Origin of the sequence: Salegentibacter maritimus (assembly GCF_016236915.1) — a bacterium.
Lineage (GTDB): Bacteria > Bacteroidota > Bacteroidia > Flavobacteriales > Flavobacteriaceae > Salegentibacter > Salegentibacter maritimus.
The window spans coordinates 44512-60558 of the sequence record NZ_JAEHOK010000020.1; the positions used below are offsets into that span (position 1 = coordinate 44512).

General features: G+C 37.0%; 13 protein-coding genes. 7 read left to right on the forward strand and 6 right to left on the reverse strand.

What is annotated here, in order from left to right; translation table 11 throughout:
* Positions 1 to 172: 172 nt before the first annotated feature.
* On the forward strand, positions 173 to 1129 hold the full coding sequence (locus I6U49_RS13640; RefSeq protein WP_198629227.1) for a sterol desaturase family protein: 957 nt from the start codon (positions 173 to 175) through the stop codon (positions 1127 to 1129).
* Here the strand turns inward: I6U49_RS13640 and I6U49_RS13645 are convergent.
* Positions 1126 to 1674 carry an NADPH-dependent FMN reductase gene (locus tag I6U49_RS13645; RefSeq protein WP_198629228.1) on the reverse strand — a complete coding sequence of 183 codons (549 nt, stop codon included), beginning with the start codon at positions 1672 to 1674 and terminating at the stop codon, positions 1126 to 1128. The genes I6U49_RS13640 and I6U49_RS13645 overlap by 4 nt on opposite strands.
* A 497-nt stretch (positions 1675 to 2171) precedes the next feature.
* On the opposite strand from I6U49_RS13645, the gene I6U49_RS13650 reads away from it, so the two are divergent.
* The 3 genes from I6U49_RS13650 (at position 2172) to I6U49_RS13660 (ending at position 5490) form a co-directional block, all read left to right on the forward strand.
* A complete protein-coding gene (locus tag I6U49_RS13650; RefSeq protein ID WP_198629229.1) occupies positions 2172 to 3521 on the forward strand; it encodes a DEAD/DEAH box helicase in 1350 nt (449 codons plus the stop codon).
* Complete coding sequence (locus I6U49_RS13655) at positions 3496 to 4401, forward strand: aldose 1-epimerase family protein (RefSeq protein ID WP_232804725.1); 906 nt, start codon at positions 3496 to 3498, stop codon at positions 4399 to 4401. Before I6U49_RS13650 ends, I6U49_RS13655 begins: the two co-directional genes overlap by 26 nt.
* A 567-nt stretch (positions 4402 to 4968) precedes the next feature.
* Positions 4969 to 5490 (forward strand): DUF4494 domain-containing protein, encoded by a 522-nt coding sequence (locus I6U49_RS13660; RefSeq protein ID WP_198629230.1) that lies wholly within the window; start codon positions 4969 to 4971, stop codon positions 5488 to 5490.
* 117 nt (positions 5491 to 5607) lie between these two features.
* Here I6U49_RS13660 and I6U49_RS13665 read toward each other — a convergent pair whose 3' ends face one another.
* Positions 5608 to 5775 (reverse strand): Lacal_2735 family protein, encoded by a 168-nt coding sequence (locus I6U49_RS13665; RefSeq protein ID WP_198629231.1) that lies wholly within the window; start codon positions 5773 to 5775, stop codon positions 5608 to 5610.
* Positions 5776 to 6105: 330 nt separating this feature from the next.
* Between I6U49_RS13665 and I6U49_RS13670 the strand changes: the two genes are divergently transcribed.
* Positions 6106 to 10602, forward strand: coding sequence for an excinuclease ABC subunit UvrA (locus I6U49_RS13670; RefSeq protein ID WP_198629232.1), 4497 nt, complete (start codon positions 6106 to 6108; stop codon positions 10600 to 10602).
* Positions 10603 to 10712: 110 nt separating this feature from the next.
* Here the strand turns inward: I6U49_RS13670 and I6U49_RS13675 are convergent, their stop codons facing one another.
* The gene (locus I6U49_RS13675) at positions 10713 to 12596 is read right to left on the reverse strand and encodes a S9 family peptidase (protein WP_198629233.1); all 1884 of its coding nucleotides are present in this window, start codon (positions 12594 to 12596) and stop codon (positions 10713 to 10715) included.
* A gap of 170 nt (positions 12597 to 12766) precedes the next feature.
* Here I6U49_RS13675 and I6U49_RS13680 point away from each other — a divergent pair, with 170 nt between their 5' ends.
* Positions 12767 to 13159, forward strand: coding sequence for a hypothetical protein (locus I6U49_RS13680; protein WP_198629234.1), 393 nt, complete (start codon positions 12767 to 12769; stop codon positions 13157 to 13159).
* Positions 13156 to 13353, forward strand: coding sequence for a helix-turn-helix transcriptional regulator (locus I6U49_RS13685; protein ID WP_198629235.1), 198 nt, complete (start codon positions 13156 to 13158; stop codon positions 13351 to 13353). The genes I6U49_RS13680 and I6U49_RS13685 overlap by 4 nt, the downstream gene beginning before the upstream one ends.
* 146 nt (positions 13354 to 13499) lie before the next feature.
* Here I6U49_RS13685 and I6U49_RS13690 read toward each other — a convergent pair whose 3' ends face one another.
* From I6U49_RS13690 to I6U49_RS13700, 3 genes are all read right to left on the reverse strand, one after another.
* The gene (locus I6U49_RS13690; protein WP_198629240.1) at positions 13500 to 13850 is read right to left on the reverse strand and encodes an endonuclease/exonuclease/phosphatase family protein; all 351 of its coding nucleotides are present in this window, start codon (positions 13848 to 13850) and stop codon (positions 13500 to 13502) included.
* Between the two features lie 77 nt (positions 13851 to 13927).
* A complete protein-coding gene (locus I6U49_RS13695; protein WP_198629236.1) occupies positions 13928 to 14686 on the reverse strand; it encodes a 3-keto-disaccharide hydrolase in 759 nt (252 codons plus the stop codon).
* Positions 14687 to 14703: 17 nt separating this feature from the next.
* A partial coding sequence (locus tag I6U49_RS13700; protein WP_198629237.1) for a Gfo/Idh/MocA family protein occupies positions 14704 to 16047 on the reverse strand: 1344 nt, incomplete at its 5' end.

Sequence of the window (16047 nt, forward strand, 5' to 3'; positions counted from 1 at the left end):
AACGTAGTGCCTACTTTAATTCTTTTGCAGTTTAGCTTAAAAGCTTTTTAAAATATCGGCATTTAAAATTTTACAGAAATAGGTCTAAATACTTATTGCGGTTCAAATAAAAATCTTTACTATACCAAATCGTGATTACGTGCGCGATAAAAATAAGAATTAACTATTTTCTATGCTTACAGATACTGAAAAACTTACTTTAGCCGATATTGAAAACCTTGACTTCACCACTGTTATTTGGGTGGTAGCCCCACTAATGTTCTTTTTTGTACTACTTGAATTTCTAATTGGAAGAAAAAAATATAAAAACCTATACTCCGGAAAAGATTTTCTTGCCTCTACTGCCATCGGGATTGGAAATTTAATTTTGAACGGTTTTATGAAAATTGGGGTTTTTATGGTGTTTCTATTCTTTTTTAATTTGGCTCCCTTTAAAATACCACATACCTGGTGGTCTTATGTTTTATGTTTAGTTCTATTGGATTTCAGCAGATATTGGGCACATAGATTGGCGCATGAACAACGGTTTTGGTGGTCCACACATGTAGTACATCATTCTTCTGAACATTACAACCTATCTACTTCTTTTAGATTGTCCTGGACACAGAATTTAAAAATAATCTTTTTTCTACCTGTGGTTTTATTAGGTTTTCATCCCCTGGTATTTTTTATTGTACATCAACTGGAAGTGCTGTATCAATTTTGGATTCATACCGAATTGATTAAAAAATTACCCAGACCTATAGAATATGTATTTACCACACCATCGCATCACCGGGTTCATCATTCGGTAAATGAAAGGTATTTAGATAAAAATTACGGCTCTACTTTTATAATTTGGGATCGGTTATTTGGAACTTTTCAGGAAGAAGATGAAAAACCTCGTTATGGCATCACCAAACCGGTAAACTCTTACAATCCCTTTTTCCTGGTTTTCCATGAATGGATTGAAGTTGGTAAAGATATATGGAGAGCAAAGTCGCTTAAAGAAGCCTGGATTATTCTATTTGGCAGCCCCGTTGATAAGCATAAAGAAGATATGGGAATTACCGGGAAAACTGAAGCCGAACTAAACAATTTGGGAAAAGCCAATGAGAAATTTACTCCTGAAATGAAAAAAGCAAATTAACTGTATTTATCAGATTTCAATTGGTGAGAGAATGTGGTTAATACATCTTCTATTCCCATATCCAGCACCTCATTTAGTATTTTTCCGTTTTTAAAATTATCCTGAAAAGATGGTAGACTAAAACTTTCTATTACCTCACCGCCAAATCTTGGTAAAATACCTTTTGTATATTCTAGCGCAGATGCTGCCCCTCGCCTACCTGGAGAAGTGCTAATTAATAATATGCGCTTATTGGCCAGAAAATTACGGTCTAATCGTGAGAGCCAATCTATCATATTTTTAAAATAAGCAGATACATTTCCGTTATGTTCGTTCACGGCAAGAAGCAGTGCGTCGTGCTCCTGGATAATTCTATTGATTATTTTAACACTTACAGGAATACCTTTTTCCCTTTCCCTATCGGCACTATACAAGGGTAATTCATACTGACTAAAATCCTGGATTTTGATGTCGTGGCCGGCAAGCCTTTTGGCCACGTGCTGTAATAATTGAAAATTAATTGAGGTACTGCTATTGGAACCGGCAAAGGCAAGAATTTTTTTCATCTAAATTATTTTGATTAAAAATAAGGAAATAAATGATGTAACTGCTTATTGATAAATCGAAAAACTTGTAAACTCTCCTTTATTCTTAGTTTGTAATTCATCGTCAACTTCTACTGGTTTCAGCGCCTGCTACAAAATATAGTTGGAGGTATACTTGAGTTTTACATTTATTCATGCTAGATGCTGAAACAAGCATGACGGTTTTTGAAAATAAATTAATTCAGAAAGTTTAAAGATTATTTCCCCCCTACGGCGAGATTAGTTCAACTAAACTAACTACTTTAAAAGTGCCACAGAAGAAAAAAGGCACTTGAGATCCCGCCCTGCGGTGGGATTAGCTCAACTAACTACTTTAAAGTTGGCACTGAACAAAAATAAAAAGGCACCTGAGATCCCGCCCTGCGGCGGGATTAGTTCAACTAACTACTTTAAAAGTGCCACGGGCAATTTTAAAGTAGAGTTTCACTAACTTTGTGCATTCATAAAAACTTCATTTAGTGACTTTTCAGGATTTAAATATTACCACACCCTTGCGCAATGCGCTGGAAGATATAGACATTACCACGCCCACACCTATTCAGGAGCAATCTTTTTCTACTATTATGTCTGGAAAAGATATGGTAGGAATTGCACAAACCGGTACCGGGAAAACCTTTGCCTATATGCTTCCCATTTTAAGAATGCTTAAATATTCGGAACAAAAGAATCCCCGGGTTTTGGTTTTGGTACCCACACGGGAATTGGTGGTGCAGGTGGTAGAAGAGATCGAAAAGTTAACTGCATATATGAATGTTCGTATCGCCGGTGTTTATGGTGGGGTAAATATAAATACCCAGCATCAGTCAATTATGCAAGGCCAGGACATTGTAGTGGCTACTCCGGGCAGGTTATATGATCTTGTACTTAGGCGTGCCATCCAATTAAAATCTATTCAGAAATTAGTAATAGATGAAGTAGATGTAATGTTAGACCTGGGCTTTAAATTTCAGATCAATAATATTTTGGAATTGCTTCCCCAGAATCGGCAAAACATTATGTTTTCGGCCACCATTACAGAAAATGTAGAAAAGTTAATCGAAACCAACTTTAAAAGTCCGCAAACTATTTCTGTGGCCGCTAGTGGAACTCCCCTCGATAACATTCAACAAACCGGTTATAAAATACCAAATTTCTATACCAAGGTAAATTTGCTAAAATATATTTTGGCCGATAAAGAAACCTACTCTAAAGTCTTGATTTTTGTAGCTTATAAGCGAATGGCAGACAGACTTTATGCAGAATTAGAACAATATTTCCAGGATGAATGTACGGTAATTCACTCCAACAAAACCCAAAACTATAGATTGCGTAGTATCAAACAATTTGGCAACGGATTTTGCCGAATTTTAGTAGCCACCGATGTTATGGCACGTGGGCTGGATATTGAATCGGTAAGCCACGTGATTAACTTTGATACGCCAAAGTATCCCGAAAATTATATGCACCGAATTGGCCGTACCGGTAGGGCCGAAAAAGAAGGAAATTCTATATTAATGACTACGGAAGCTGAAATGGAATCTTTAGAAAAAATTGAATCTTTAATGCAAATGGAAGTTCCGCAAAAGGAACTTCCGGTGGAAGTTGAAATTTCTTCAGAATTAATTCCCGAAGAACAACCGAAGGTTTTTGAAATTAATAACCCGGGGAAAAATATAGACGAAAACGCTCCCGGCCCAGCTTTTCACGAGAAAAAAGAAAAAAATAAAAAAGTTAATCTGGGTGGTTCTTACCGCAGGGAAATTGCCAAAAAATATAAAAAGCCAAAAACTCGCGGCGATAAAAATGCAAACAGAAGAAAGAAAAAATAATTTTGAAATGCACGAATTACAGAACGATTTTTTAAGTATACAGGTAAAGCAGGTAGGCGCTGAATTAGTTAGCCTTAAAAATAAAGAAACCGGCATTGAACATATATGGCAGGGCAACCCCGAGTTTTGGACCGGCCAGGCTCCCAATTTATTTCCCGTAATTGGTATTTTAAAAGATGGGAAGTTTATATATGAAAACAAGGAGTATACTATGCCCAAACATGGTTTTGTAAGGCATAATGAACACATTCAGTTAAAAGAGAAAACAGCCGATAAATTGGTTTTTCAATTAGATTATTCTGAAGAAACCCTGGCTATATATCCTTTTAAATTCAGGTTTGAAATTTCTTTCCAACTCAAAGGTAAATCCCTTAGTGTAAATCACCAGATCTCTAATTTAGATGATAAACCTTTATATTTTTCCTTAGGTGGGCATCCAGCGTTTAATGCGCCAATTAGCACCAATGAAGTTTATGAAGATTACTATCTTGAGTTTGACAGGAAAATGGATCTTAGAACTTATCTTTTAAATGAAAACGGATTGGTTAGCGATACAACCGAGGGAATTTTGGACAACGAAGATAAAATTAGATTGCATAAAGATCTTTTTATTGATGATGCACTTATTTTTAAGAATATTCCTTCTAAAAAAGTTAGCTTAAAAAGTAAAAATTCAGGTAGCGTTTTAAGTGTTGAGTATAAAGATTTTAAAAACTTAGGAGTTTGGGCAAAACCGGGAGCACCCTACGTATGCATAGAACCCTGGCTGGGCATTGCCGATGTTGAAGACACCGATCAAAATCTAAAAACCAAGGAAGGGATTGAAAGCCTGGCAGTAGGAAAAGATTTTCAGGCGTCCTATACAATTGATATCGCCTAGAAAGAGAATGAGACTGTCTGAAATGTCTACTTCCGTCAAGCTGAACCTACCCATCCGGTCAGGCGAGCTTGTTTCAGCTTCTAACGTGTTTTTAATTTATCGACACGTTAGATCTCCGAATAAATTTCGGAGCAGGCCTTGAAATAAATTCAAGATGACGGTTTTAAAAACCATTTCAGACAGCTTCAATGATTTTAAAAACTTTTCAGACAGTCTCTTTTATTTAAAACCTTTATTAAGTTCTATTCTTTTTCTTTGCGGCCTTCGCAGCGCGCTTTTCCTTTAAGCTCAAAACAGGCTCTTTCCTGGCCGATTTCTTTGAGGGTGATTTTTCTTTTGGCATAACTTCCGAATAATTAAAAATTAACCTGATAAAGATAATGAAAGAAAGCATTCAAAATTTAAAATTCAGCCATTTCAGTGCTATATTTTCAGAGTTAATAAATGCCTATTTTAAGATTAAATATTTGGTGAATTAAGAAATACAAGATTGTGAATATCTATTCCTATTTTTTATCAGGGAGGCTGCCTAGAAATTCTATTTTTGGCTTCCTAAAAAATATAGAAATGAGCGTAACTTGGTTTGAATGTAAGGTGAAATACAAAAAAACACACGAGACAGGAGAGCAAAAAATGACTACAGACACCTATCTTCTTGATGCAGTATCTTATACAGAAGCAGAAGCGAGGATTACCGAAGAAATGACGGCTTATACCAGTGAAGATTTTAGAATAATGAATATAAAAGTAGCTAATTTCTCAGAGGTTCATCCTTTTGAAAATTCAGATCGATGGTTTAAATCTAAAGTTTCCCTGGTAGCGATGGATGAAGAAAGCGGCAAGGAAAAAAAGACCAATATTTATTTGCTGGTTCAGGCCAACGATATCAAAGAGGCTTTTGAAAATACTACTACCGCTATGGAAGAAACCATGGGAGATTATAGTATTCCTTCTATCACAGAATCTCCAATACTGGATGTTTTCCCATATTTTACGGGAGAAGAGGAACAATTAGAAAAATTTAATGTGCTGGATTCTGTTGAGATAGAAAAAGAGGGAGGTACAAAAGAAGAAGAAGAAACAGCTTAAATTATCTAAAACTTATTTTTAAAGAGGCTGTCTAAGAATGTTTCTTCATAAAATTGGACTGATTTATATTTCCTTTAGACAGCCTCTTCTTAATAGGTATTTCAAACAGCAGTATTCCTACTTTCTAATCCCTTCAATCTCCTTTAAAACCTCGTTTGCTTCATACATTTTTTCATCGCTTTTACTACGATTGCTAGTAGAGAGCTGATGCGCTTCTTCCAGAAGTTTTTTGTATTTCACTTCCAGTTTTTCAACTTTTGACTTTTTCCTGAATAATCTGAACATTTCCTTTTTTACTTAAATATATTACAAACACTAAAGCAAATAAGAAAAATCACACTAATTAACCTTTGTTTTATCCCTGCTTTACAAAGGTGAAATTTGAAATCTCTTCTCTATGGGAAATAAATATTTTGGGATTTAGTCAATTTTAATTACGATTATTCCTTCAACAATTTTTTCCATCCTTCAAGCATCCTTAGTTTTGCTTGTTGCTGAATCAACAATGAAATTCCATGTTAAAAAAGATTAATAGTTTGCTTTGAGTTGTATAATACTCATTTTAAACTATTATAGTCTTTCTATATTTTTCGAAAATAGAACCAAAAAGCCTGTATGCACATAATTAATGCCCATCAAAATAACTTAAAAAATATTGATTTAAGTATTCCTGAAAACCAACTAATAGTAGTCACAGGTCTGTCTGGATCGGGGAAATCTTCCCTGGCTATGGATGTTATTGCAAACGAAGGCTATCGTTATTTTTTAGAAAGCCTTCCTGCCTACAGTCAACAAAACGGCCAATTAATTCCAACTGCCGAAGTAGATGATATCAAAGCACTGCCACCTGTTATTAAGGTAGCGCAATCTAAACGTTTCCAGTCTATAAACACCACCTTCGGTACACTCTCAGAACTCACAGCCATTTTTAGAATTTTATTTGCACGCTTTTCAGCTACTAAATCTATGAGTAAGTCACTATTTTCCTTTAATCACCCAAAAGGTGCTTGTGAGGTATGCCGTGGCATTGGGGAAGCAGAATATATTGATCTAAAGAAGTTAGTGGGAGACAAAAATAAAACGCTAAGAGAAGGTGCTATTACCACTACCCTACCAAATGGTTATATTGTTTACTCCCAGATTACTGTAGAAGAATTAGACAAAGTTTGCAAGGCGCACGGTTTTAATGTAGACATTCCCTGGAAGGAACTCACTGCCGAGCAACAGGATGTAGTGCTAAACGGAAGCAATCGTATCAAGGTTTTCTTTGGTAAACACGGCCTGGAATCCCGACTTAGATGGAAAGGTATTAAGGCCAAGCCCCGCGAAGAAGGATTTTATAAAGGAATGCTTCCTATAATGAAAGATATTCTAAGGCGGGATAGAAACCCTAATATCTTAAGATTTGCCAGCTCCAAAATTTGCCCGGCCTGTAAGGGAGCCCGAATTAAAGCCGAACATTTAAACTACAAATGGAAAGGTTTAAATTTTAAGGCCTGGATGGAACTTTCATTAAGTGAATTATATGATAGACTAAAGTCACAAACCTACAAGCCCGGGGAACAGGTATTAGTAGATAAAATGAGCAGCCAATTATATGACCTTATTCGCCTGGGGATGGAGCAATACAAGTTAAGTACACCAAGCCATGCTATTTCTTCAGGCGATGGGCAGCGTATTAAACTCGTTAACCAGGTAAATAGTAAACTACAGGGTATTTTATATGTTTTTGATGAACCCTCTATTGGTCTATCTCCAAACTACCAAAAATATTTGCTTCATATTCTAAACCGACTAATACTTAGAGGAAATACAGTTATGGTGGTGGAGCACGACTTAGATTTTATAAAATCGGCCGATTGGGTCTTGGAATTAGGTCCGGAAGCCGGGGTACACGGTGGCGAAGTAATTTTTAACGGCCCCATAAGTAACTTTTTACAAGCAAAAGACCTAAACAGTCCAACTTTAGCAGCATTAAAGGAGGTAGGAAATGAGAAAAAACTAAAAAACCAGCCCAAAAAAGTGTCGGCTAATTCCTTTCAACCCGGTAAAAAGGAGCTTACAACAGTCAGTCGCAAAACACCTCAAATTATTGATAGCATCACCGAGTTTTGTAAAAATGAAAGTCTAAATCTTCTAACCGTAAACGACCAGCCCATTGGTAAAACTCCCCGAAGCAACCCGGCGACTTATACAGGCCTGGCAGATAAAATAAGAGACCTGTTCGCCAAAACGAATGAAGCAAAAACTTCAAATTTATCCAAAGGGGCCTTTTCCTTCAACAATAAAATCGGTAGATGTGAAACCTGCGAAGGAGCGGGCGTTATCACATTATCTATGAGTGCCCTGGGCAGTATCAACCAGGTTTGCCCTGGCTGTAATGGTAAACGTTTTAAGCCGGAAGTACTTCGTGTTGAATGGAAAGACAAGAATATTGCAGATCTTTATAAGCTAAGTATCGAAGAAGCTTATGATTTCTTTTCCGAGGAAAAGAAAATCAAAGAAACTCTGTCTTTAATGCTACAGTTAGGACTTGGCTATATTAAACTGGGGCAGCCCTCCAACACCTTATCAGGTGGTGAGGCGCAACGCATTAAACTCACTAAACATTTTGCTAAAAAATCAGAAAAAACACTTTTAGTATTAGAGGAACCAAGTATAGGACTGCACCAACAAAATGTGCATCAATTGCTGAATGCCCTGCATCAGTTAAAGAAACAAACCGCCGGCATCCTTTGCTTCGAAAACCATTCACTTTTTACATCTTCCTGTGACAGTCTGGTAGAAAATGCACTTAAGGATCAACCTATTAAACTTAAAAAAGAAGTCCCCCGGCAATTAGATAAAATTTCCATTAGTGGAGCGCGAACGCACGCGCTTAAAAACCTCAACCTAGAACTACCTAAACATAAATTAACAGTAGTTACCGGGATTTCGGGATCGGGAAAATCTTCTTTGGTTATTGACACCCTACACGGTTTTGGGCTACAGGAAATGAGCCGCCAATTTTCCAGCTATCAACAGTCTAGAGTGGGGGTGAATTTTCAATTAGAGGTAGATACAATTGAAGGACTTAGCCCTACTATTTGTATTACGCGCAAGCACAAAAATTACTCACAACGTACAGATATAGCAAAACAGACCGGAATTGATAAAGTTTTACGTTTTGCTTTTTCCAGAAAGGCGCAATATGAAGGCCTTGAATTATCGGCCAGTCATTTTTCGAATAACCATGAATTAGGTAAGTGTGCTGTTTGCGAGGGACTTGGAGAAGAACTACTCCCCGATCTAAACAAACTTGTTTTAGATGAAAATAAAAGTATTGCCACTGGGCTATTTGCCCATAATAAAGCAACCGCTTATTATGGAGATCCGCACGGCAAGCATATGGCTATTCTAAAAGAGGTTGGGAAAGAAAATAAATTTAACCTGGAAACTCCTTTTAAAGATCTAAAAGAGGATCAAAAAGAAATCTTACTTCAAGGAACCGGCGACAAAGTATGGAAAGCCAATTGGTTGTATAAAACCAAAACAAGGGAAGGCGTACAGGCCTTACAGATGAAATGGGAAGGTCTTTTTCCATACCTACAGGAAGAATATTATAAAACCCGAAAGAACAAAAATATTAGTCAGCTCACCGCGCTCTTTTCTAATAAGAAATGCGGGCATTGTAATGGTAGTGGGCTAAAAACTGAACGATTGAATTTCAAAATAGCCCACAAATCTATTCACGAGATAAAATCTATGGATTTTAGGGTATTTGGGCGATGGATTGCACAAAATTCAAAAAAGGAAAATATAGATGGTAAACTATTGTCTAAAATAGCTCCGCACCTAATTAATACTATTAACAGGGCTAAACAATTACACATTGATCACCTTCAATTGAGCCGAAAATCACCTACACTCTCAGGAGGCGAAAATCAAAGAATTGAGCTAATAAAGCAATTGAATAGCCCTCTTAAGGGCATTACTTATTTACTAGATGAGCCTTCTGCAGGATTGTCTAATAACAATATTCACGATTTAATAGAACTGCTAAAGGAACTTATTGAAAAAGGGAATACTGTAGTGGCTATTGAGCATAATAAAGATATTATTCACCAGGCAGACCATATAGTTCAAATTGGCCCTAAGGCAGGAAAGTTTGGGGGGTACATCACTTACGAAGGCAATACCAAAGGTTTATTAGAACAAAGCGATTGCCATCCTTATCTAAAATCTCCTTCCCAAAAGCCGAACCTTAGAGACGGCGATAATCATATTAATATTGGCAAAGTGGCAAAGCACAGCCTGGTTAGGGAGTCTATAGCATTGCCTATAGGAGGAATTACTGCTCTTACAGGGAAGTCTGGTATTGGGAAAACCACGCTGGTAAAAGAAATTTTGATTCCCAGCATTAAAAAAGCCCAGCCGGTAAATTGTAAGCGCATAGATTTTCCTAAAAAATATAAAGAGATACATTATTTTGAACCTAAAAAGTTAAGATCACACGCGGCCACTTTATTGGTTTCGTATTTAGATATTCTGAAAGACATCAGTAAAATATTTGCTACCAAAACCAATTTAAAAGCAAAGGACTTTTCGTATAAAACAAAAACAAGTCAGTGCCCAAACTGCAAAGGAAAAGGCTATATAGAAACCAGCCTGGATATTGTCGCCAATATTATTGAAGAATGCGAAGTTTGTAAAGCACAACGTTATCAACAGCATATTTTAGAACATAGTGTTGAAAATAAAAATATAGCAGAGGTGCTTGCCCTGAATATTCTAGAGCTAAAAGACTGGCTAAAAAAGCTGAAGCTTTCTGCTAAAACCAGGCAAATTCTAGATCAATTGAAGGAAATAGGCCTGGCACACCTTAGTTTAGAGCAACCGGTACAATCGCTTTCTTCGGGAGAAAAACAACGCTTGTTATTATTAAACTGGTTGCAGGAAGAGCGTAGCGATGTCCTATATATTTTAGATGAACCCAGCACCGGGCTACATTATGCCGATATTGATTTGTTGTACACCATACTTCAAAAGCTCGGCCGGAGCAACGATATTCTTATTATTGACCACAACCCATACCTCTTAGAAAAAATTGGGATTGGCCTGATTTTAGAATGATTTATTATTAAAATTAGCTAAACAAAAAACTCCCCCGGGAACAGGTTCTCGAGGGAGTTAATTCTAGTTTCAGGGCAAAATACGTATCCTTCTACTTTATTATTTTTAAATTACAAGGTTTCCTCCAACCATTTAAAGAATTCTTTTTGCCAGATGATTCCGTTTTGCGGGCTTAAAATCCAGTGGTTTTCCATAGGAAAATAAAGCAACTTGCTTTTTAAACCTCTTAGCTGGGCTGCCTGAAAAGCTTCCAATCCCTGCCCAATAGGAACTCTAAAATCTTTACCTCCCTGAATAATTAGCATAGGTGCATTCCACTTTTCAACAAAATTAATAGGATTAAATTCGGTGTAAGCTTTAGGGCTTGGCGTTTGCCAATATGGGCCTCCCATATCTTTATTTACAAAGAACAACTCTTCTGTAGTACCATACATGCTACGCGTATTAAAAATACCATCGTGAGCAATAAAAGTTTTAAAACGATTATCGTGATGACCTGCCAGGTAATACACCGAATAACCACCATAACTTGCACCCACTGCGCCTATTCTGTCTTTATCTATAAAGTCTTCTTTACTCACTTCGTCTATTGCCGAAAGATAATCTTTCATATTTTGGCCACCCCAATCGCCGCTTATTTGTTCATTCCAGGCTACACCGTGACCCGGCATTCCACGTCGATTTGGTGCAACCACAATATAACCATTGGCAGCCATTAACTGAAAATTCCATCTAAAAGAATAAAACTGCGATAGTGGAGATTGTGGTCCCCCCTGTAAATAAAGAAGTGCCGGATACTTTTTATTTGGATCAAAATCTGGCGGATATATTACCCAGGTAAGCATTTCCTTCCCATCGGTGGTTGGGACCATTCTTTTTTCTATCTGGCTTAATTTGATAGTATCATAAAAACCATCGTTTACATGACTAAGCTGGTCCATCTTTCCGTTTCTAAGATTTACCGTATATATTTCTGAAGCGTGGTTCATATCGGTTCTGGTCACCACCATGGTATTATTTGACTGCCCTACCATTGCTGTGATATCGAACTGACCCTGAGTAATTTGTTTAATTTCAGCTGAAGCTTTTTTAGGAAGATTCACTTCAAATAATTGCTTTGTTCCCGCAATAGGAGCTATAAAGAAAAGTTTCTTTCCATCCTCAGCCCATAAAAAACTACTCACTGTTCCATCCCATTCTTTGGTAAGATTTAGTTTATGACCATCTCTAAGAACTATAATATCATTCTTATCGGCTTCATAGCCCGGCTCATCCATTTGCAACCAGGCAAGTGTTCCATCTTTAGATATGGCAGGCGAAGTATCATAACCTTCATTATCATCGGTTAAATTCGTTGTGGTTTTTGAAGCTAAATCGTAAGCATAAATATCGGTATTGGTGCTTTCAGCATACTCCCTTCCTTTTACTTTTTTAGAAACATAAAATACCTTGCTACCATCCTGATTCCATATATAATCTTCGGCACCTCCAAACGGCTGCAAAGGAGTGTCATGCGGCTCTCCTTGCATAATATCCCATTCTTCACCAGTAGAAATATTTTTTACAAATACATGGCTGTACTTACCATCTTCCCAGGTGTCCCAATGCCTGTAATTAAGATCATCGTAAATATAGACATCAGACTTTTTCATTTCAGGATAAAAATCGTCTCCATAAACCGGCTGTATTTTCACTTCTTTAGAAAATATTTTGTATTCGCCTGAAGGAGATACCTTTGAATCTTTGAAGATACTATCATAATTTGTTACCTGGATTGGCTCACCTCCTTTAAGAGAAAGCACAAAGGTTTTGGCACTACTGGTATTACTGTTAATATCGTAAGAGCTGCTGGAGTAAATAACCTGCTCTCCATTAGTGGTTAGACCTATTGGTGAGATTCGTTTTAGTTCCCATAGTTTTTCTGGAGTCATTGTTTGGCCTGTAGCAGACAGGCATATTCCCGAAAGTATCAGGAAAATATATAGCTTTTCCATTGAATAAAAGATTAATTATAAACGGCTATAAAGATACACAGGAAGCGGGAGAAAGTTTAGTATACTAATGAAATATTCTTCTTTTTTGTAAATAAGACTTTACATTGAAAATTTTTTGCTAAATTTGTAAAGTAAACATTACATTTAGTAAACTCTTAATTACAACTAAAATGAAAAAAGAACGTAAAAAAAACCTTTACAACCTGGCCATTTGGACCTGGACCTGGGTAGCTACTTTGGCAATTGCCACATTTGGGCCTAAGTATATTTGGGACGATCATACTGTTTTAACTGCTTTGGCGGTTTCAGTAAATTTTGTTCACGGCATTCTAATGATTGTGGCCAACCGAAAAGTGTTTAATGATTTTGATGAGTTGCAGCGGAAAATTCATTTAGAATCTTTGGCTTTAACATTGGGGTTAGCGGTAGTAGTAGGATTATCGTACTCTCTACTTGAGGTTACCAATCTAATAGCCAATAATGCAGAAATAAGTTATCTTATAATATTTATAGGTTTAACTTACTTGATACTGGTTACTATAAATACCAGACGCTACGCATGAAAAACAAGTTAAAAGTACTTAGGGCTCAGCATAGTTATACACAGGAAGATTTAGCAGATATTATTGGTGTTTCCAGACAAACCATTAATGCCATAGAAAAAGAAAAGTTTGACCCCAGTTTACCTACTGCTTTTAGAATCTCAAAACTTTTTAAATTACCTATAGAGGCTATTTTCCATTTTGAGGAGTCCTAATATAGGGTTATATAGATTAAATTGATTCCTAATATTTTTCTACAAAAACTTTAAAACTTAAGATAATTACTACTTTCATGCTGGTACAAAAAAAGCCATCTGAATAAATCAGATGACTTTTCACAAACTAACCAAAACTAACACTTTTAATGTTCTATTATAACTTCAGCATAAACCGGTAAATGATCTGAGGCATATTTTTCATCTATCACTTTATGTAGCTTTACATCTAATTTATCCTGAGGATGCTTATAGAAAATAAAGTCTATGACCCGACTGGGGTTATTAACCGGAATTGTAGGCGGGCACGAATTACATGTTCTGGTAAACTCCGAATCCATTAAATTAATGGTTTCCGAACCCGAACTTGCATTAAAATCGCCTGCAATTATAATTGGGATAGGTGAAGATTTTGAATGTTCAATTAAACGTTTTACTTGTAAAATCCTACTTTTAGATTCTTTTTTATAGTCTAAATGCGTACTTCCAAATAGGATTTCTAAATCTTCAACTTTTACTAAACCAAAAGCTACAACCCTATCTTCGGTAGATTCTCCAGGATCATTAGGTAGTTTTAAAGTTTCCTAATTTTTATATTTCTAAACCAGGTAAAGCTTCCGTGATCCTGCAATCCAATGAAACCAGATTTGGCTTTAGCGTAATCAGGATAATCTTTCCATTTACCTTCTCTTTTTCTTTGCTTCCATTCTTCTGACCAGGGCTCGAACTCTACTGTTTTTTGACCATTTAACCAATAGGTCACTTTCTCTTCAGTAAACCTGATTCTGGTGGTATTCCATTCCCCCACAGGTCTAAGGTCTTTTTCATCGTAATCAGAAGCATACATACCATAATCTGCACCGATAGAATTCTTCGGTTTTAATTCATGCGGAAATCCTTTTTGATCAATAATTTGATATTCGGGAGCGACAAAATAAGGGGCAGCATAGGCCTCATCTTCTACTACATGATAGAATATTCCACTATTACCTTCAGGTGATATCTTCCATTCCAGATACAATTCAAATTCGCCAAACTCTTCTTCACCATATACAATATCACCACCTATATCCCCTCCTTTTCCCAATGATTTTAAGGTTTCGTCTTCTACTACCCATCCCTGTGGAAGTTCCTGTGCATTAGTGTCATTATACCCACGCCATCCATCAGCATTTTTGCCATCAAAAAGATATTGCCATTCTTCTTTATTACTGGCAGTATCTTCGGCATTTTGCTTTTCATCAATTACTGCTTCCTTACCCTTATTTTCATCTGCATTTTTACAAGCCATCAAACTTGCTACAAACATTACATTTACTATTATTTTTTTCATCTTTAAATTATATCAGGTTATACTAATTTCATTTTTTCCGGATCCCAGTTTATAAATTCATTCTTTTTATAGCTTTCATTACATAATAAAGCCGGTGCGGCTGCACGGAACCCAAAAGCAGGATCTTGGGCTACCGAGCCATTTTCACGAATTGCCATAAAGAAATTGGCAAAATGGTCATAATGCGCTCCTTTGTAGCCATCTTCTGCCCGGTAAACGGTTTCTAAAGGTGGAACCAGTTTTTTACGATCTGGCCTGCCTGAATTTTCTTTTGCTTTTTCTGCCAGGAAAGGATCATCACTTCCTCCACCGGCATTACGCCTTAAGATAAGGTTATCCCAACCTATGTCCATAGAACCCTTACTTCCTACCAGTTTTAAGAAAGTACTTCCGCTGGTACCGTCAACAAAATTACAACGCAAGGAAAGGTTAAATGCCGGGTGTTGTTTTGTATCGGGGTAATCAAACATTCCTAAAAGTACATCCGGTACTTCACGCCCGTCATCCCAGTGGCGCAATCCACCGGTTGCCGCAATTTTATTGGGGCCATACGAATTGGTAATAAAATGAAGACTGGAGAATAAATGCACAAATAGGTCGCCGGCCATACCCGTACCGTAGTCAAGGTAATTTCTCCATCTAAAGAACCTTAAAGGGTCAAAAGGCATGTCTTTGCTTATAGAAGTATACTTCTCCCAATCTACGGTTTGGGTAGAGGCATCTTTGGGGATTGGATACTGCCAGGCACCCAAGGCCGAATTCCTGGCCCAAAAGCCTTCAGCATAATTAAGCGTTCCTATAGCACCAGCTGCCAATAGTTCTCTGGCCTTTTCATTACCCAAAGAAGACATTCCCTGGCTACCTACCATGTAGATTTTTCCAGATTTCTTCCAGGCTTTTATGATATCGTTTCCTTCTTCTACACTATGTACCATTGGTTTTTCACAGTACACGTGTTTACCTGCATTAAGCGCATCAACACTCATTTTTTTGTGCCAAAAATCGGGGGTGCCAATTATTACCGCGTCAATATCACTGCGGTTTAGCACTTCTTTATAATCTTTGGTAAGGAACAAACTGCTGCCCCAACGTTTTTTAGCATCTTCTAAACGCCCATCGTATAAATCACATACGGCCACAAGTTCTATATTCTCGTGTTTTAATGCCGTATTGGTATCGGCAACACCCATTCCCCCGGCGCCAATTAAAGCGATTTTAAGAACTTTGTTTGTTGAAGTTTTTGCAGCTCTATTCAATAAATTTACTTCTTTCGCTTCTGCAGCAAAACTGGACGGGATTACGGCCGCAGTTGCGCCCACTATTCCTAAATTCTTAATAAAGGAACGTCTGTTATTTTTCAT